15 protein-coding genes are annotated in these 19,667 nt (G+C 48.5%); 5 read left to right on the plus strand and 10 right to left on the minus strand.

Going from position 1 to position 19,667, the window contains the following annotated elements:
* Positions 1-3: 3 nt before the first annotated feature.
* From G7035_RS07725 to G7035_RS07740, 4 genes are read right to left on the minus strand one after another with little or no spacing between them, the layout of a single operon-like run.
* Positions 4-1,389 carry an MBL fold metallo-hydrolase gene (locus G7035_RS07725; RefSeq protein ID WP_019685777.1) on the minus strand — a complete coding sequence of 462 codons (1,386 nt, stop codon included), beginning with the start codon at positions 1,387-1,389 and terminating at the stop codon, positions 4-6.
* On the minus strand, positions 1,386-3,056 hold the full coding sequence (locus G7035_RS07730; RefSeq protein ID WP_019685776.1) for an ABC transporter permease: 1,671 nt from the start codon (positions 3,054-3,056) through the stop codon (positions 1,386-1,388). The genes G7035_RS07725 and G7035_RS07730 overlap by 4 nt, the downstream gene beginning before the upstream one ends.
* Before the next feature lie 4 nt (positions 3,057-3,060).
* Entirely contained in the window at positions 3,061-4,131 is a 1,071-nt protein-coding gene (locus G7035_RS07735; RefSeq protein WP_019685775.1) for an ABC transporter substrate-binding protein, read from the minus strand.
* Between the two features lie 19 nt (positions 4,132-4,150).
* Entirely contained in the window at positions 4,151-5,149 is a 999-nt protein-coding gene (locus G7035_RS07740) for an ABC transporter ATP-binding protein (RefSeq protein WP_019685774.1), read from the minus strand.
* A gap of 201 nt (positions 5,150-5,350) precedes the next feature.
* Here G7035_RS07740 and G7035_RS07745 point away from each other — a divergent pair, with 201 nt between their 5' ends.
* Together G7035_RS07745 and G7035_RS07750 are read left to right on the plus strand one after the other, a co-directional pair.
* On the plus strand, positions 5,351-6,229 hold the full coding sequence (locus G7035_RS07745; protein ID WP_019685773.1) for a LysR family transcriptional regulator: 879 nt from the start codon (positions 5,351-5,353) through the stop codon (positions 6,227-6,229).
* Between the two features lie 141 nt (positions 6,230-6,370).
* The gene (locus G7035_RS07750) at positions 6,371-7,231 is read left to right on the plus strand and encodes a CYTH domain-containing protein (protein ID WP_019685772.1); all 861 of its coding nucleotides are present in this window, start codon (positions 6,371-6,373) and stop codon (positions 7,229-7,231) included.
* Positions 7,232-7,358: 127 nt separating this feature from the next.
* Here G7035_RS07750 and argS read toward each other — a convergent pair whose 3' ends face one another.
* From argS to G7035_RS07765, 3 genes are all read right to left on the minus strand, one after another.
* Positions 7,359-9,038: an arginine--tRNA ligase gene (gene argS / locus G7035_RS07755; RefSeq protein ID WP_016818563.1), complete on the minus strand. Its 1,680-nt coding sequence runs from the start codon at positions 9,036-9,038 to the stop codon at positions 7,359-7,361.
* Positions 9,035-9,475, minus strand: coding sequence for a YwiB family protein (locus G7035_RS07760; protein WP_016818562.1), 441 nt, complete (start codon positions 9,473-9,475; stop codon positions 9,035-9,037). Before G7035_RS07760 ends, argS begins: the two co-directional genes overlap by 4 nt.
* A gap of 94 nt (positions 9,476-9,569) precedes the next feature.
* A complete protein-coding gene (locus tag G7035_RS07765) occupies positions 9,570-10,460 on the minus strand; it encodes a LysR family transcriptional regulator (protein WP_019685771.1) in 891 nt (296 codons plus the stop codon).
* A 150-nt stretch (positions 10,461-10,610) separates the two neighbouring features.
* Here G7035_RS07765 and G7035_RS07770 point away from each other — a divergent pair, with 150 nt between their 5' ends.
* Positions 10,611-12,362: an ABC transporter ATP-binding protein gene (locus G7035_RS07770; RefSeq protein ID WP_019685770.1), complete on the plus strand. Its 1,752-nt coding sequence runs from the start codon at positions 10,611-10,613 to the stop codon at positions 12,360-12,362.
* Entirely contained in the window at positions 12,359-14,098 is a 1,740-nt protein-coding gene (locus tag G7035_RS07775; protein ID WP_019685769.1) for an ABC transporter ATP-binding protein, read from the plus strand. Before G7035_RS07770 ends, G7035_RS07775 begins: the two co-directional genes overlap by 4 nt.
* Before the next feature lie 119 nt (positions 14,099-14,217).
* Here G7035_RS07775 and G7035_RS07780 read toward each other — a convergent pair whose 3' ends face one another.
* The gene (locus tag G7035_RS07780; protein WP_019685768.1) at positions 14,218-15,510 is read right to left on the minus strand and encodes an MFS transporter; all 1,293 of its coding nucleotides are present in this window, start codon (positions 15,508-15,510) and stop codon (positions 14,218-14,220) included.
* 264 nt (positions 15,511-15,774) lie between these two features.
* On the minus strand, positions 15,775-16,602 hold the full coding sequence (gene speE / locus G7035_RS07785) for a polyamine aminopropyltransferase (protein ID WP_017427232.1): 828 nt from the start codon (positions 16,600-16,602) through the stop codon (positions 15,775-15,777).
* A 283-nt stretch (positions 16,603-16,885) separates the two neighbouring features.
* On the opposite strand from speE, the gene G7035_RS07790 reads away from it, so the two are divergent.
* Complete coding sequence (locus tag G7035_RS07790; RefSeq protein ID WP_019685767.1) at positions 16,886-18,943, plus strand: transglycosylase domain-containing protein; 2,058 nt, start codon at positions 16,886-16,888, stop codon at positions 18,941-18,943.
* Between the two features lie 148 nt (positions 18,944-19,091).
* On the opposite strand, the gene G7035_RS07795 is transcribed toward G7035_RS07790, so the two are convergent.
* Positions 19,092-19,556: a transporter gene (locus tag G7035_RS07795; RefSeq protein WP_169315051.1), complete on the minus strand. Its 465-nt coding sequence runs from the start codon at positions 19,554-19,556 to the stop codon at positions 19,092-19,094.
* Positions 19,557-19,667 lie beyond the last annotated feature (111 nt).

The raw sequence follows: 19,667 nt of genomic DNA on the forward strand, positions 1-19,667 counted from the left end.
ATACTAAACCTCTATCGTTGCACCTGGCTCCAAAGAGTGAACTTCTCTGGCAGGACCTCCATGTTCATTATTTCCTTCTCTTATTAACTCATCTCGTACAAGGTCGGTCTGCAATTTGGGTGCATGAACGAGTACAACCTGTTTGCTAGGCATCTCCTTCAGCATTTGCCGTACATCCGATAATCCTTGGTGCACCTTGTAAATCAAATGCCGAGCTATACAGATGTCATTGGCGTCTGCACGTTCCAACAGATGTTTACCAAAAGAACCATTGGAAGCATGCCCGGTCAATATCACACTGTTCCTAATATCCTCCCCGCTATCCACATCGATCAGCATACTGCGGTGATCCGAAAGATATTGATAATACCAACGCGCCTGCGGGGAATCCATCATGCCGTCTCTTGTTACGATAATAGTGGCCGTGTTCCGTTCCAGCAGACTTATCCGTCCCGCAGTATCACGAGGCACAAACACCCTGTCACTGTTCAACACATGTTTTATTCGTGTGGAAGCTCCCGGACGTAGCCACTCTTTCCATCGATTTAACTGTTTCAATCCGTGCCACAGGTCAGGCTCTATAATTATTGCTTGTTCAGGAAATTGCTCGCTGGCCCATACGATCAATTCCTGTCCTCTGCCAAAGGCAGGCACTGGCAACAACACATGGCCGCCAGACAATAATACCTGCTCCATCTCGACCCTCAGCCGCTCCAGCTTAACAGGCTGCGGGTCTATGTCCATACCATAGGCATTGTCCATGATAGATATGTCCACTAGATTGGACTTTGGCTTGCATCCAGGAAGGTCATCTACCCCCTCTCCCATACACAAGTCCGGTGCATCGGCAGCAAGAAGCTCAGATTCACGGCTATAGTCTCCAGAAAAGAACAGCCGCTTCCCTTCCATTTCTACGATATACCACACTGCACCAGCCAAATGTCCACTGCGTCCCCACATCATTCTCACACCCGGACAAGCTTCATGCCACACTCCTGACGGCGTTTCGTCTTCTAGATAGCGATAGGTAATAGATTGGATATCTTGTTCACTGTAGGGCAATTCGCCGTCTCTCGATTCAACATAAGTTTGCCAGGAGCGAAAATAGGATCCCAGCTGCTCAGCGGTAGCCTTGGTCGTCCAGACCTCTCCCCGATATCCATACTTGTACAGTAAGGGGAGCGCCATGGAATGATCCTCATGTGCATGAGACAGCAAAACAGTAGTTAGCTCCTTCACCTTCTGTGGCGGAAAAACCGGATATTGCCCGGTTCCTTCCTTTTTTACGCCACAATCCAGCATGATACGATGCTGCTTTCCTTCAAAAACATAACAGGAGCGGCCATGTTCGCCCGCTCCACCCCAAATCCTAAGCTTGGTCATCATCATTTCCACTTTCTCCGCGAGTTTAAGCTTTCCATTAAGATCAGTAGCAGTGTGGTCAAACCAACCGATATAACAGCCATCGCCATGCCAAGCGACACCTGTCCCTGCTCAAACTGGGCAAATATATAGGTTGCAGACGTCTGGACGGATGGCGGTAAAATCAGCAACGATCCTACCAGCTCCCGTGAAGCAATGGTAAAGGTCATCATCCAACCAGCGAGCATCCCCGGTCCAATCAGCGGCAGTACAATCCGGCGGAATATGTAAGACGGACGCCCGCCGAATACCTGTCCCGCATGAAAAAGACCAGTGTCCACCTGTGTAAAGGCGCTTTTGACATACTGTACCGTATAAGGAACAAACAAAATAACATACGTCAGAATGACCATGCCATATGTGTTATACAATGGAATGGGCATCCACGGCGAATTCCACCACAAAATCAGACCCACCACCATAACAATTCCCGGCACTGTATTCGGAAGTAAACTGAATGCATCAACTGTCCGTTGGATTTTCGTGCGTGATCCACCGATAACAAGCGCAAACCAGGTGCCCAGCACCACAGCAAGCGTCGATGCACCCAAAGAGAGAAATACACTGTTCAGTAGCGCTTCCATGCTTTCAGAACCCCACGACAGCAGTTCCTTGTAATAGTCAAGTGTAAGGTTGTTCCATGCCAATCCGATTCCCCGCAGCTTCATGGAGGAGGCCGCAATAATTGAAAAGTAAGGGATGCCAATAGCTGCGATGAGCAGCAATAGGATGAACATGACACTCAGTGCTGTAGTCCAGCTGGATACACGAAGACGGGAAGGACGGGAACCTTTACCCCCTATCAGTCTGTATGTGAACTTTCGGTTGATCACCGATTGCACATACCACATAAGCAGGCAGGCCGTTAACAGCACCGAGGCCATGGACGTCGCTTTGCCAAAATCGATGGGCCAACTGGAAATATATTTGTGAATTTCAGAAGTCATAACCTCATACCCGATACGTCGCCCAAAGGTAGCGGGTGTGCCAAACTCGGCAATCGTTTTAACGAAAATGAGCAGCGCACCCATTCCGTATGCCGATAGTAGCAGCGGTAAAATGATTCGACGGAACCTGTACAGAAAGCCTCCGCCCATGACAGCACCCGCCTCTTCCAGACTGCCGCCAATCCTCACCAGCGCCCCGCGTAGCAGCAGGTACAGGAATGGAAACAGATGCAGGCTCATGATCATCACCATGCCGCCAAGGCTGAAGAAGGAAGCCGTTAAGAAATGCATATCCGGGAGCAACTGCTCCATATACCCGTTTTTTTGCATAAACAGGATCCATCCCATGGAACCGATATAGGGCGGAGTCATAAACGGAATCAGCAGCACGACATCCAACCAGCGCCAGTGTGCGAGTCGGGTGTTGGACATGATCCAGGCTAGCGGAAGTGCAAGGACGGTCGTTCCTGCGATCACACAGATGCCTAGCCAGATCGAGTTGAATAGCACTCCTGCAAATTGAGAAGCAGCTAACGTTCGAAAAGGCGCAGCCCATTGAAATGTCCCATCAACATACACACTTTGGATGAAGATTTGCAGCAACGGCAGTACAATTAGGATAAAAAGCGCGATCAGAGCAAGTGTCAGGGACCATCCCCTGATGTGTTTAACAGACAAACCTCCCATCGGCTTATTTGAACATTTGCGTGAACTTTTCCGTCACGTCTGATCCGTGTTCACCCATCCATTCCCAGTTGGTTTTCAGCAATGGGATTTCGTCGAGGTTTGCACGCTTGTCAGCTTTGATATCCGTGCGTCCAGGGAGTAGGGAAGCATCTGCTACTAGTTTCTGTGCTTCGTCCGACAACAGATAATCAATGAACGCTTTGGCATTTTGCTCATGCTGTGTGGACTTGAGGATTGCGGCAGGACGCGGGCTAATGACCGTTCCCTCTGTCGGATAAACGATGTCTATCGGCTCGCCTTTGGCTTTAGCCTTGTAGGTCATGTAATCAACCGCAGCGACGACTACACCTTTAGCCCCCGTAATCACTGGATCCAGCGCTTCCTGATTCGCACCGGCCATGGCCACACCGTTTGCCTTGTACCGCTCAAACAACGTCCAGCCTCCATCGCCCTTGGCGCTCAGATAGCCTGTCATAAAATCCAACGCTGAGCCAGACAGCGATGGATCAGGAATGTTAACCTGATCCTTGTACTCAGGCTTCGCCAAATCGGCCCATGAAGTAGGTGGCGTTTTCACTAACTTCGTGTTAAATGCAATACCCAAAGCAGAAGCACTTGTGCTGAAATAGTGACCCTCCTTATCAGACCAATCCGGGTTTAGCTTGTCCGCATTTTTAGCGTCCGGATAGGGGAGTGTGAGTCCTTCCTTTTTCAAGCCTTGTACAGACGGAAGCGATGCCAGCACAACCACGTCTGCTACCGGATTCGTTTTCTCCGCTTCCATGCGGGCTAAAATCTTACCTGTCGTTCCCTGAAATAACTCTACCTTAACCCCGCTCTGCGCCTCATACCCCGCTATCAGCTTTTTCGCAAGTCCATCCGGGCCTGCGCTGTAAACAACCAACTTCTGATCGGTGGACGCCGCCCCTGCTTGCCCTGCTGATCCATCGGCTTGTGCCCCATCCTTCGATGTCGTAGCCGTTCCGCAGCCTGCCACAGCCAGTCCAAAAGTCAATGTTAAAGCAAGCATAGCCCCTTTTTTCCATCCTGTACGAAAAACACGCCTATTCATCATCTTATATAACCCCTTTTCCCTATGTTTCAAGTTGGTGGATGTATTGCGGGGATACCCAAATATGCATTTGTTCGCCTATGGGCAAGCGGGTGGAGTGATACGCAGTCCATTGCTCGCCGTTTTCGGCTACTAGACGGATTTCATAGCGATCGCCAACATAGCTGACATGCAGGATCTCTACTGTAAAAGTGTGCTGATCCGCTTGTTCCTGTTCCCAACGGACATGTTCAGGTCGAAATAGTGTCCGTTCCAACTCGATCCAGTTGGATTTGCCGATAAAGCTTGCCACCTCTGGATGAGACGGACAACCATAGATCACCTCTGGTGTTCCGGTCTGCAAAATATGTCCACTTTTCATAACCACTACTTCATCAGACATGGACATGGCCTCGATCTGATCATGAGTGACATATAAGGCGGTCAGCCCCAGATCGCGCACAAGTGATATCATCTCAATGCGCATCTCCTCCCGAAGTACGGCATCCAGTGCACTGAGTGGCTCGTCGAACAAAACCAGTCGAGGCCGGATAGCAACTGCTCTTGCAAAAGCAACCCGCTGCTGCTGACCACCGGACAGCTGATGGGGATAGCGATCCTCCATCCCTGACAACCTCACCTTATCGAGCGCCTCCAGCACCACTGCCCGCAGTTCCTTGCCTTGAGCGCTAACAGCCCCTTTTCCCCGCTTGCTCGCTCGCAAGCCGAAGGCCACATTTTCAAACACCGTCATATGCGGCCACAGCGCAAAATCCTGAAAGACCATACCAAAGTGGCGGAGATGTGCGGGAACATCCTTTTTGCGTTCAGCTGAAAAGAGAATTTCCTCTCCCATCGTGATTGTGCCGGTATCTGGTGTCTCCAGACCAGCAATCAAGCGCAAGAGCGTCGTCTTCCCACAACCGGACGGTCCAAGCAGTGTGGTGAACTTGCCCTGTCGTACGACCAGATTCGTCTCATGCAACGCGGTGGTATGGCCGAAGGTTTTACTTAATCCGCGAATATATAGATCCTGATTCATCGCATTACCTGCCTGTTCTTGTGACTGACCCCAGTGTAAAACTTGAATTCGCAACCTGTGTTATTGGGAAGTTAAAACAAAATTAATTATTTCAATGAATTGTGTTAACACTCATAGATTTAATCTATATAGAGGCGGTTGATGCTGTTGCCCAGAGAATAAGCATGATTGTTTGACTTAACTGAAAGCGAGGCATTCTAAGTGAACTTAAGTCTTCTAAAGTTACATATTGTAGAGCTGCTGAACAAGCACCATAAAATTACCACCGTAGCCGAGGTTCTCGGCCTAAAGCAACCCACTGTTACTTTTCATATGAAAAATCTGGAGCGTGAGTTTGGAGTAAAGCTATTTGATACACGTATGGGCAAAATCATCCTGACGGATGCCGGAAATGCGCTGCTGCACTATGCTACCAAGATTAATGCACTTGCGGCTGAGGCTGAGCGGGTTGTCCGTGAGTTCGATACGCTCCAACGAGGGAGTATACGGATTGGCGCAAGCTATGTACCTGCCACCTATCTGCTTCCTGCCGTGCTGCATCGGTTTGCCCGCGAGCATCCGGGCATTCACATTGCCTTGTCCGTGAAAACAGCGCCCGTGATCAAGGACATGCTCGCTCGCCACGAAATTGACCTCGGCATTATTTCGGCAGAGCCGTTTCAATCCCCAACGCTGCTCTCAGAATCCTTGGGAGAAGATGAACTGGTGCTCATCTGCTCACCCACTCATCCGCTCGCTAACGAAACCGATTTAACACCCGAGCGCATCGCTTCTTCCTCTTTTGTGTTGCATGGGAAGGATTCCAGCACACGCCACGTGACTGACAAATGGCTGGAGCGCGGAAGGCGCCGACTTCCATCCTATCTGGAATTGGATTCACTGGAAGCTATCAAACAGGCGGTTATGCTGGGAGAACACATCTCCTTTGTCTCTCGCCTTGCTGTTCAATCAGAGGTTGAGCGGGGTTTACTGATCATAAGACCTATTCCGGGACAGCCTGTTGAGCGGCATATTTATATGGTCAGCAACAAAGATCGTCATCGCTCCGCGCTGATTCACAGATTCACTAAATATTTATGATGGAACCAAGATTAAATCTTAGCTGTCATATAAAAATTATGGTATTTTTTAACCAGAATACCATCTTAGCTTGACATACGACTGACAAATCACCCGTAAAGTGAAGCGTGTAACCTATTCGGACGAACAGGAGAGGATGAAATGAAAACAAGCCTGCGTATCACTAAATTCATGTCAGTAGTAACTCTGAGTGCAGTGCTGCTCGCAACAGGATGGAAAGGTGCAGAGCCCGTACAAGCCGCTGCCAATGCCACACCAAGCTATGAGGTAAAGCTGCTGCTGGATACAGCTCAGGTCCTCAATGCGGATGGCTCTTTAAAAAGCGGTATTGTAAATGAGTTCGGAATCAGTGAAGATGCGCAACGATTAAGCGTCGAGTATTTTGATACAGACTCCTTGCAATTGAATGACGAGGGCTGGAACGTTAGATTTCGCAAAAAAGAGGACAAAAAAAATTATGAGTTAACCTACAAAAAGCGATATACGATCACAAACGGGAATATCGACGCAGCACTTACCCAAGCGAATAAAGAAGGCTTCAGTGCCTCTGATGATAATTATGAGGCTGAGGTGGATTGGGGATACAGCAAGCAGACATTAAGCTTTTCCAATGACAAGAAAACGAACGCCTCCAAAGGATTAGCTCTGCCTTCCCCGGATCAGGCATTAAAACAATTGCAGGACAATCTTCCGGGCAAGCTGCAAAACTGGAAAAGCAGCAACTGGGGCAAACATACCTTGGCAAACTCCAGAGTACGCGGTCCTGTACAGGTCAACAAATATAAGGGCAGCTTTCAGGGCTTGGATACTGACGTTGAAGTATGGCCTATTCGCAGCGCCAACGGATCGGGTACCGACAATATCATCGAAATCTCCTTCAAAACTTCGGATTACAATACTGCCGCAAGCAACCGCACCAAGCTGATGAATCTGCTACAATCCAAAGGATGGCTGATTCCTGCCGATTCCCTGAAAACGAATCTGGTACTGGAACGCTATTAAGCTACTCAAACTTATTGTATTCAAACCAAAAAAAGGAACCGAACGAGCCTCCCTAGAGGGCAGCACGAACGGTTCCTTTAACCATTATACATATGACTACAAAATCATTATGTTGCAGTTGTTTACTTTACATACGTTCCGGTGCAGACACGCCCACCAGCTTCAGTACGTTGGCAATGGTCGTGCGGACCGCGCCAAACAACGCCAAGCGAGCTTGCGTTTGAGCGGCATCCTCCGTGATGACACGCTCTGCTTTATAGTAGCTGTGGAACATGGATGCCAGCTCGTAGACATAGCGAATCATACGATGCGGCGCAAAGTTTGCAGCTGCCACCGATACTTCCTCTGGCAACTCGCCAATTTTGCGCAACAAATCGTATTCATGCTCAGCCGTCAGCTTCGACAAGTCAACTTCTGCCAATGGCAGTACAGCAATACCCTGCTCTTCGGCTTGACGATATACGCTGCATGCACGTGCATGTGCATATTGCACGTAGAATACCGGATTCTCATTGGAGGTAGAAATCGCCAAATCCATATCAAAATCCAGATGCGAATCCATACTACGCATGGTGAAGAAGTAACGAATCGCGTCTACGCCCACTTCTTCCATCAGATCCTCCATCGTTACGGCCTTGCCAGTACGCTTGGACATTTTTACTTTTTCCCCGTTTTGGAACAAGCTGACCATTTGGGCAATCAGCACTTTAAGCTTATCCGGGTCATTGCCCAGTGCTTCCATTGCGGCCTTCATCCGTGGAATATAGCCGTGGTGATCCGCTCCCCAGATGTTGATGATCGTGTCATACCCACGAGCATATTTGTCACGGTGATAGGCGATATCCGGAGTCAGATACGTATAAGTACCGTCATTTTTGATCAATACGCGGTCTTTATCGTCACCATACTTAGTCGTGTTCAGCCAAGTAGCTCCGTCCTTATCATAAATTTCCTCACGGTCACGCAGCTCATTCAGCGCTTTAAGCACTTCACCGTTATCATACAGTGATGTTTCACTAAACCAGGAATCAAAAGGTACACGGAACCGCTCCAGATCACGCTTGATCTTATTCAGTTCCTTTTCCAGACCGTATTCACGGAAATAAGCGGCACGATCTCCCGGTTCCATAGACAACAGAGAATCGCCCTTCTCAGCCACCAGTTCCTTCGCAAACCCGATGATATCCTCACCATGGTATCCGTCCTCCGGCATCTCCGCAGGCTGTCCTAGCTCCTGCAAATAACGTGCTTCAATGGAACGGCTCATATTGTAAATCTGGTTCCCTGCATCATTAATGTAATATTCACGAGTGACTTGATATCCGGCAAAATCAAGCACATTACAGAGCGCATCCCCTACGGCTGCACCACGTGCATGGCCCAAGTGAAGACTCCCAGTCGGATTGGCGCTGACAAATTCGATCTGTACCTTTTTGCCCTCACCTACCTGTACACGACCGTAATCTGCTCCTTGCTCCTGTACTTGTCCGATCACTGCATAGAGGTAGCTCTTGTTCAGGCGAAAGTTAATAAAGCCTGGTCCCGCGATTTCCGCACTTTCAATAGAAGCGGAAGCTAAGTCCATATTCGCAATCAGATCTTCAGCGATTTGACGCGGATTCTTCTTCGCAATGCGAGTGAGCTGCATGGCTACGTTGGTAGCTAAGTCACCGTGTGACTTGTCCTTAGGTACCTCCAGCGTAATGGTCGGCAGCTCTTCGCGACCCACGATTCCAGCAGCCAGCACCGCTGCCTCGATTGCTGAGGTCACCTTTTGATTAATAAGTTCCAGTGGATTGCTTGTCATGATTGTTGCTCCTCCTGTATATGCAAACTGATGGCAAAATGCCCCGAGAAATCCTCAAATACGTATAGATCATAAGTCCAGCTCACTTGTCCGGTGAATCCATCCATCCGAATATCGAGCTTCTGCGTATGCGCAGACATGTTCAGGTTTAAATAAGGCGAGCGGTAAAATCCAGGCAACCTGCGTCCCAGCGCGAACGACTGCTCTGATTGTACCTCACCGTGACGAATCAGCTTTAGCTCATCCGGTCCGATCTTGACTGTGTTCCGTGTCGTACCGCCTTCAGGACTCTCTTGCGGCTCCTCGTACCTTATATATAGATGCTTCCCGCGAACGATTGCTTCTCCAGGAAGCTCCTGTACCACATCTTCTCCGTCATGATGACTATGAAGACGGATTCGAACCTTTGCATTGTGTGGCATGTGTTCAAACTCCATTCTATCGCTATCCTACTGTACTACTATATCCAGTTCCCGATTGCAATTCAAATGAGTTTTTACAAAAAGATGCTTTCGCCCTTAAAAAATTCAACTACTGTAGGTCAGCTACACTGGATGCCTGGCTAAAACTTTCAATGAACCGGGAAGCCAAAGAAGACATGTATTTATCCTTCAACCAGACGGCAGCCACACGAGTGTGCAAATCTTCACACATAATTTCCTTAACAATTAAATGATTATTGCTGCCCAAAGACAATGCGGAGCGCGAAATCATGCCAATACCCAGCCCTTCGTTGGCCCAAAGAAGCGTGGTGCGGGCATCGTCATTTTTGCAAAAGTAGTTTGGCTCAAAGCCATGCTTCATACAGGTATCGTGGATCAATTGCTCAAAACGGCGATATACGATGAGTGGTCTGTTCTTCAGCTCAGCCAATGAAATGGTCTTCTGTTCGGGACTCCAATCATGTTCTTCCGTCATCACTGCTACCATCGGCTCAGTGGACGCATATCTACACCCTAAATCGGTGGTATTAAAAGGGGTTCTGACGATACCGACCTCTACAATTCCTTTGTTCAGAAGATCGAGAATCCGGAAGGTATTTCCCTCATGTATTTCAAATTTTACACCCGCATAGGTTTTATGAAATTCGGAAAGCCTGTCTTTCATCAGGGTTGCCCCAGAGGAAGAAACCGTTCCAATGGTGAGCGTCCCCTTCATCCCCATGGCGAAATCGTTTATTTCCCTTGTCGTAGCATCCGTCAGCTCCAAAATCTGCTTGGCCCTGTTCCGTAAAATGATTCCGGCCTCTGTCAATTGAATACTTCGTGAGCCTCGATGCACAAGCTTTACACCCAGCTCTTCCTCCAGCTGCATAAGCTGTTGACTTAAGGGAGGCTGCGCGATTTGCAGTTTTTTGGCTGCCGCTGTAATCTGTCCAGCGTCTGCAATCGCTAAAAAATATTTGAGATGTCTCAATTCCATCATGAACCTCCGGTCCTGATATATGTAAAACCTATATCTCTAATATATATTAAATATTATTCATATGGTTGAGGATATGCCATAATCATATTCAGATATGCAATTACAATAGAAAACTTTATACAATATTCAGGTTAGGTGATGGTTGATTTGCTGAAATTTGCTGTTTTTTTGAAACCCTATAAAAAGGAAACGATTCTTGGGCCTCTGTTTAAACTAATTGAGGCTATTCTGGAATTGTTGCTGCCTACTATGGTAGCTTTAATGATTAATCATGGCGTTGGTAAGGGAGACACCCATTATGTTTGGCAAATGGGTCTTTTAATGTTGCTCATGACTATACTGGGCTTTGGCAGTTCTCTAGTGTGCCAGTTTTACGCAGCCCGTGCTTCCCAAGGATTCGGAACCACACTGCGCAATACGATGTTTAAGCATATTTCATCGTTTTCTTATGCAGATCTCGATAAATTTGGTACGCCCTCTCTCATCAACCGAATTACGAATGATGTCAATCAGCTGCAAACAGCTGTAGCGATGTTGATTCGTCTGGTTATTCGTGCTCCTTTTATTTGTATCGGGGCGATCATCATGTCCATGATACTGGACTTCCGCCTTGCTTTGGTGCTGTTGGCGGCTACACCCGTTCTGGCTTTGATTCTGTATGTAGTCATTACGAAGGCTTCTCCGCTGTACCAGCTATACCAGAAAAAGCTCGATAAAATCGCTCTGGTGCTAAGCGAAAATCTCACAGGTGTAAGGGTTATCCGTGCATTTGCCAAAAGAGGAGCTGAACGAGTAAAGTTCAATACTGCCTCAGATGACCTGACCCAGACCGCTATTCGTGTCGGCCGTATTTCTGCTCTACTTAGCCCAGCCACCTTACTGGTGGTCAACGGAGCTATTATTGCCATTCTGTGGATCGGCGGTATCCATATCCAATATGGATCTCTTACACAAGGAGAGATTATTGCGTTTATTAATTACATTACGCAGATTTTACTGGCCCTGATTGTGGTGACGAATCTCATTATTCTGTTCACCAAGGCGGCCACTTCAGCCGCGAGAATTCAGGAGGTCCTAGACACGGAAGCTTCGATTTCCGATACTGCCAATTCTGCATCATTCGATCAGGGAAGAACGGGTAAAATCAGCCCAGTACCAGCCATCTCTTTTGATCATGTCTCCTTTGGCTACAATAAGACAGGACAACTGGCACTTAGCGATGTAGTCGTAGACATCTATCCCGGTGAAACGGTTGGAATCATAGGAGGAACAGGCTCGGGAAAATCCACCTTCGTGAATCTGATTCCCCGCTTCTATGATGCAGTAGAAGGTTGTGTACGTGTCGATGGCATCGACGTACGGCATTACAAGCTGGAGCAATTGCGGCAGAAAATCGGGATTGTTCCACAAAAGGCACTGCTGTTCACAGGGTCTATAGCGGATAATATCCGTTGGGGACATGAACATGCCACCGATGAGGAAGTCGCCCGGGCCGCCGCTATCGCGCAAGCGGATGAATTTATTTCTAACTTACCGGAAAAATTCGACGCCCCGATCATGCGAGGTGGACTTAATCTGTCAGGCGGCCAAAAGCAGCGACTTACCATTGCCAGAGCTATTGTAGGCAATCCGGAAATACTGATTTTGGATGATTCCTCAAGCGCACTTGATTTTGCAACTGATGCCGCCCTTCGGAAATCGCTTCGGGAAAATAGCACCCGCATGACTGTCCTGCTGGTCTCACAACGAGTAAGCAGTGTACAGCATGCCGATAAAATCATTGTATTTGATGAAGGCCGGATTGTCGGGATCGGCACACATGATCAGTTGATGAGCAGCTCGGAGGTATATCAGGAAATTAATCGCTCCCAGCTCTCAACGCAGGAGGTAGACCAATGAGTGGCAAGGAAACCTGGAGAAGATTGTTAACCTATGTGGGACAATATAAATCAACAACGTTTTGGGTCATCGTCAGTGCGATTCTCAGCGTGCTCGCCAGTCTGGTCGGACCCTATATGATTGGTCGGGCTATCGACCATATGGTGAATAAGGGAACGGTAGACTTTAGAGGTATTGCACAGATTTTAGCTGGACTAGGCGTTGTATATGTTGTAGGCAGTCTATTTAGTTGGCTGCTCACATATTTGACGAACCGCATTGCTTTTCAGACTGTAAATGATATGCGACGGGAGTTATTCGATCATTTTAATATCCTTCCGTTAAGCTTTCATGACAATCATCCGCAAGGAGATAGTATTAGCCGTTTTGTGAACGATATGGATGCCGTGTCGGATGGCTTGTTGCAGGGCTTTTCCACCTTGATCACCGGATTGATTACTATTGTTGGTTCGATTGTACTCATGCTGTATATCAGTCCAGTGATGACGCTGGTGGTATTAGTGTCTGCCCCCATCACATATGGCGTTGCACGGTTCATTACTACAAGATCGCAACGTATGTTCCGCGAACAGGCCAAAATTTTAGGAAGTCTGAACGGTTATGTGGAAGAAATGATTGGCGGACAGCGGGTAGTTACTGCCTTTCATTATGAAAATCGCTCGCTTGAGGAATTTTCCGCCCGAAACGAGCAGTTGTATCAAGCCGGAGTTAAATCACAGTTTTACGGATCTTTGTCCAACCCTTCCACCCGATTGGTCAACAACATGACTTTTTCAGTCACCGCTATGATTGGCTGTATTTCGATCATTTTGGGTGGGATTTCGGTAGGCGGTTTATCGAGCTTTCTCATCTACACCAATTTGTTTGCCAAACCTTTTAATGAAATCACAGGGGTGCTGACTCAGTTTCAGGCTGCTACGGCTTCTGCTCAGCGCATATTTGCTATTTTGGATTCGCCGCCGGAGCAACCGGAAAAATCGAACGCCGTACAGCTGGAGCGTAGCAAAGGCACGATTCTGTTTGATCATGTGAAATTTTCCTATAATCCGGAACGGACGCTCATCACGAACTTTAGTTTGGAGGTCAAGCCAGGCACCCGCGTAGCTATTGTCGGGCAGACTGGAGCAGGCAAAACCACACTCGTTAACCTGCTCATGCGCTTTTACGATGTGGACAGCGGTTCGATCTCCATCGATGGGGTGAATATCAACGATATGAGCCGGGACAGCCTACGGACTAACTTTGGTATGGTGCTTCAGGATACATGGCTGTTCAGCGGAACGATTCGGGACAATATCGCTTACGGGAAGCCAGAGGCCACAGACGAAGAAGTTATCGCGGCTGCGACAGCTGCCAATGCGCATAGCTTTATCAACCGCCTGCCTCATGGTTACGATACGGTCATCAGCGGGTCAGGCGACAGCCTGTCGCAAGGGCAAAAGCAGCTGCTTACCATCGCAAGAGTGATCCTCGTCGATCCACCTATGCTCATTCTGGATGAAGCAACCAGCAGTATAGACACCCTTACAGAAGCCCGTATTCAAAAGGCTTTTATGAAAATGATCGACGGACGCACCAGCTTCGTCATCGCCCACAGACTATCAACCATCCGCGAAGCGGATCTGATTTTATACATGAAAAACGGTGATGTCGTCGAAAGCGGTACCCATGAAGGACTGCTCGCAAGCGGCGGCCATTATGCCTCGCTCTATAACAGCCAGTTCACTACGGCCTAGCATTGCAGTTATGGTAACAGGACGTTACGTTCGTAAAAAACGTTCTCCTTAAAAGTCGGTTGCTCTTATGCAACCGACTTTTTTGTTGTGGCACAGAAAGGAGCTATTGCTTATGTAATTCATATCCCTGCTCCCGTAGCGGTCGGATGATCAATCGGTTCGTCTTCCTGAAAATCACGCCGATACCACCAGCCGATCAGAACAGCAATGGTAGTCATAGCCGCAGCCAGCAAATACACCTGCACCATGCCGAATCGGTCAGCATACCAGCCCATGAATAATAAAGCCAGGCCAAAAGCGAGATTGGTAATTACATCAATCCCTGCCATCACTTTGGGTAGTTGGGCTGCCGGTGCACTGCTTTGTAGCAAGGTGCGGCGAATAATGCCCGCCATTTGAACAGGTAAGCCTGATACAGCAAAAAGAACAAGCGCAGCCACGGGAATGGTATTTAGCGCAAATACAATGGTAATCAGTACATACACCAGCAAAGCTCCGAGCATGTACAAAAAGCTGTTCTTTTGCAACCGCTTAACCAAGCCAACAACAATTAACCCACCCAAAATCGTGCCGGAGAAAAAGAACGCATTCATAAAGCCCCACCAGCTCTCATCACGATGCAACACTTGGCTGACGTACGCCAAAATAAATACACCGAGCCAGGAGACTCCCCCAATACTGTCCACGCTATCGACGATCATCAGAGAACGAATACGGCGGTTGTGCCAAATGATTTTCCAGCCTTCCCCAAGCTCTTTCCAATGGGAGCCTCTTTCCTTTTCCTTTGCGGGTTCTTCCGCATTTGTTGGGGAATTCGAAGCTTCAAGACCTAGGTGCTTCTGATCCAGCGGATCACGAATGAAGGACGTGACAGTTACAGCCACGAGATAACAACAGGAGGCAATTGCAAGCGTATTCAGGGAACCCAGCCAAGCCACAATAATTCCGCTTAATGCCCAGCCTGCACACCTTACCACCTGATCACTGACCGCTACCATGCCGTTGGCACGCATCAGTCCTTCACCCGTAGCCAAACGGGGTACAAGCGCATTACGCGCAGGATTGGTCCAGCCATCTAGGAAAGACATACCGAACACCATTACAAAAATAAACAGAAACGACCTCTGCTCAGGTACGATCCACAAATAAAGCAGCAGCAACGTAAAAATGACGAACTGCCCAAACTGGGAAAATAGAAGAACCTGCGTCAGCCGAAATCGACCGAGCACGATCGGTGCAACAAGCCCACTAAGCACTTGAGCTGACAACCGGAACAACGGGATTAAAATAGTCGTCATTAAGGAATTACTTGAACTGAATACCAACACCACCACACTCAACATGTAGATGATATCTGCTGCGTTGGAGATCGTCTGAGACCCCAACAGGTAATAAAAAGAGCGTCTGATCAAAAAAGTTTCCCCCTCTTTGGTACATCGCCAATTTATGTATTTCCATAACCAAACCTCCCCTGTCGATTACAAATCTGTTAAATGTCTGGTTTTTTGTATGTTCTACACGCACCCTTAAATTTCCTTCTTTTATCTTAAAAGGAAATTCAGTGTCCACTATATTCTCATCCCTACTACGTTCTGATTTAACACAAAAAAAGCGTCTATAGCGCTCTTTTCGCTCTATACTGGCGATAAAGATCACTACGACGCTTCTTAAAATGTTTACTTTGTTAAATCTTCCACAAATTTAGGCAGTACAAACGCTGCTTTGTGCAGACGCGGACTGTAATATCGAGTGTCCATCTCTGGAATTTGGTTCTCGTCCACTTCGAGCGGATCATATTTCTTGCTGCCCAATGTAAATGTCCATAGACCGCTTGGATAGGTTGGAATGTTTGCACCATACACACGCACAATCGGGAAAATCTCTTTTACATCTTTGTTGACCTTCTGAATCAGGTCAGCCTTGAACCAAGGATTATCCGTCTGCGCCACGAAAATGCCGTCTTCCTTCAGCGCCTCAAAAATACCTTGGTAAAACCCGCGCTCGAACAGCGGCGCTGCCGGACCCACTGGCTCCGTCGAATCGACCATAATCACATCGTATTCGTTTTTGTGTTCGATAATATGCATATAACCGTCATTGACCAGCACTTCCACATTAGGCTCGTCCAACTTCCCGGCAATTTCAGGTAAATATTTTTTAGAATATTCAATGACTTTACCGTCGATCTCAACCAATACGGCCTTTTCCACTTCAGGATGCTTGATGACCTCACGGATAACGCCGCCATCGCCGCCACCCACAACCAAAACCTTTTTCGGATTCGGATGTGTATTTAAGGCCGGATGCGCTACCATTTCGTGATATACAAACTCATCCTTAACCGTTGTCATCACCATGCCGTCCAGAACAAGCATATTGCCGAATTCCTCCGTCTCGATCATTGCCAGATCCTGAAAATCTGTTTTCTCAGAGACGTAGGTTTGTTTGATTTTTGCTGTAATGCCGAAAGAGGGAGTCTGCTTCTCCGTAAACCACAAGTCCATCATTCCAACCTTCTTTCTGATCAAAGTATGTGTCCGGCAATCCGGTAGCATAAACATGGACTTTCCCTTATAACTGCAACACGCAAACGCCGAGTTTGCTATATTTATTGTACCAAACACACTTGAATTTCACACTTTTTGCATTATAAGCGATACCTGAATGGACTGCAAAAGCATTTTTAGGGCTTAATCTTGTTTAAAATAGATACGTATGCGCATCTGATGAATAGACGCTTTCGGATTGACTATACTGAGAACATCAACTATGGAAGGAGGTGGCATGATGACCGATACTACCGGGCGATCCTCCAAGCGTAAACCGCTTTGGCTTCGATGCTTTCAAGGGCTAATGTCTCTCACGATTCTGACGGTCATCGCCGCCTGCATTCTGCTCGCTTATTTGTACACAACCAGTCTTCCACTCGCCGATACAGAACGGAATTCACGTCTGCTCGATAGTCAGGGGCAAGTCATTGCTACCTTCTCTGCCGGAGGCAAGGAATCTATTCCTGTCCAGCTTGATCATATTTCGCCCGATTTAATAGCAGCTACACTGGCTGTGGAAGACCGGAAGTTTTACGATCATTTTGGCTTTGATTTCAAAGGCCTGGGCCGGGCAGTAATCGTTAATTTGACCCGCTGGGATATGTCACAGGGGGCCAGCACGCTGACTCAGCAGCTTGCGCGCAATCTGTACTTATCTCACGAGAAAACCTGGACGCGCAAGGCCAAAGAGGCCATCTATACTGCACAGCTGGAAATGAAGTATTCCAAGGATGAGCTGCTGCAAATGTATTTGAATGAAATTTACTATGGCCATGGGGCCTATGGCATTGAGGCGGCCTCGCAAATGTATTTCGGTAAATCCGCAAAGGATCTGGATTTGGCCGAAAGCGCCCTATTGGCAGGTATTCCGAAAGGACCGACCTACTATTCACCCTATAATCATATGAAAAACGCAAAGGATCGGCAGAAAATTGTACTGGACTCTATGGCACTCATCGGTAAAATTACACCAGCTGAAGCCAGCAAGGCCTATGAGGAAATACTGCCCTTGCGGCCCGAGAGCCAGCGTCGGACAGTGGAAGCAGCTCCCTGGTTTCGCGATTACGTTCGCCAACTAGCGACTCATCAACTTGGGATTAGCGAAGCGGTGCTTGAGCATGGCGGGCTAAGCATTTATACGACGCTGGACATGCACATGCAACAGGCAGCCGAGGCGGCTGTCAATGAGGGCATGAAGAACAGCAACGGACTGGAAACTGCATTAATCTCTATGGACCCGCGTAACGGACATGTCAAGGCTATGGTCGGCGGAACGAACTATGTAGGGAATCAATATAACCATGCGCTAGCCACAACCCGGCAGCCAGGCTCCTCTTTTAAGCCGATCATGTATCTCAGCGCGCTCGATTCTGGTGAATTGACAAGTACGTCTAAGTTCGAAAGCCGACCAACGTTGTTCCACTACGACAACAACCGTAAAACTTATAAGCCCAAAAATTTTGGAGACAAATATTGGGGCGAAATAGATCTGCGGCGCGCCATTGCGGCGTCTGATAATATTTATGCCGTAAGCACCATTTTGCAGGTGGGAGCGGATAAGGTCATGAACCTCGCCAGCAAAATGGGCATTACGAGCGAGCTCAAGCCCGTGCCTTCGCTGGCGCTTGGCGTGTCGCCCGTCAGCCCGTTCGAGATGGCCTCGGCCTTCTCGGTCATCAGCAGCGGCGGGCAAAAAGTGGCTCCGGTAGCGGTGCTGCGCATCACCGATGCGGCCGGGCGATCGCTGTACGAAGCACCGCAGGCTGCACCTGTGCAGGTCGTAAAGCCCGCCTCCGCCTATGTCCTCACACGCCTCATGGAAGGCGTGTTTGAAGAAGGCGGCACCGGCAACCGGGTCGCGAAGCTGATCAAACGCCCGGTTGCCGGCAAGAGCGGCACGACCAACACGGACGCATGGATGGTCGGCTTCACCCCCGAGCTATCCACCGCTGTTTGGGTTGGATATGACAAAGGCAAGGCCATCAGCACGCAGGATGCCCGGCGGGCGGCACCGATTTTCGCACAATATACAGAAAAAGCGCTGGAGAATGTGCCGCCCAAAATCTTCCCGATCCCTGACGGCGTAGTCAGCGCCTATATTGATCCGGCCAGCGGCAAGCTGGCTGCGCCGGACAGTCCCGACAAGCGGCTGGAGGTATTCGTTAGCGGTACCGAGCCAAAAGAGACCCTATCGGGGCAGAATAACCCACAGGCATCGGCACCTGCTGACCAAGCGGAACGGCAAGCCGAAAAAAAATCCTGGTGGGGCAATTTTAAGCGATGGTGGATGGAGTAATAGCAAAAAAAGACTGGAAAACGCCATGATGCGCTCTCCCAGTCTTTTTTATCTTTACTTTACTTATTTCATTTGCCCATTATAGCTCTCTTGCCAGTGCCATCAGCCATTCCCCAGTTAAGCCCCGTTCTTCCCTAAAGCTGCGCTATTACCAAAAACAACTAAACGACTCAATACGGTTGGTGTCTACACCATAGTAAAACCAGAAACGTCCACTCCACCGAAAACCCGCTACCGATGTTCTGCCTACAAAGACAGGGTACATCCAGAAACGCTCTCCGTTCGTCAGCCATACAAACGTATTGCGGTACAAACAACCGAAAATGGCTCCAGGGTCAACCGCAAATGTTGAAACTAGCGGCTTTGGTGGCGTAAATGGTGGTGGTGGGGAAGTTGGTGCTTGAGCTTGTTGCCCACCTTGCGGACCGAACGGCCCTTGCGGCGGCGGTGAGAAAGGCTGTGGCGAAAGGGGGCCTGGCCCTGGTGGCGGACCTACCGGAGACGGAAACGAATCCTGTATATCAGGAAATTGTGGAATTGAAGGACCTGACGGTGTGAATGGACCCGGAGTACCCGGTTGCGTTCCGAAAGGAACTTGTGGCAGTAAAGACATGTGTTTCACTCCTTGTGTTCTAGGCTGATGTATCCTATGCGGGACATCAGCCCGTGGACTGGGCGAATCCCTATATCGCCGCCAAACTCCGTCATTTCGTCCTTTTATACC

It is taken from the genome of Paenibacillus polymyxa, assembly GCF_015710975.1.
Lineage (GTDB): Bacteria > Bacillota > Bacilli > Paenibacillales > Paenibacillaceae > Paenibacillus > Paenibacillus polymyxa.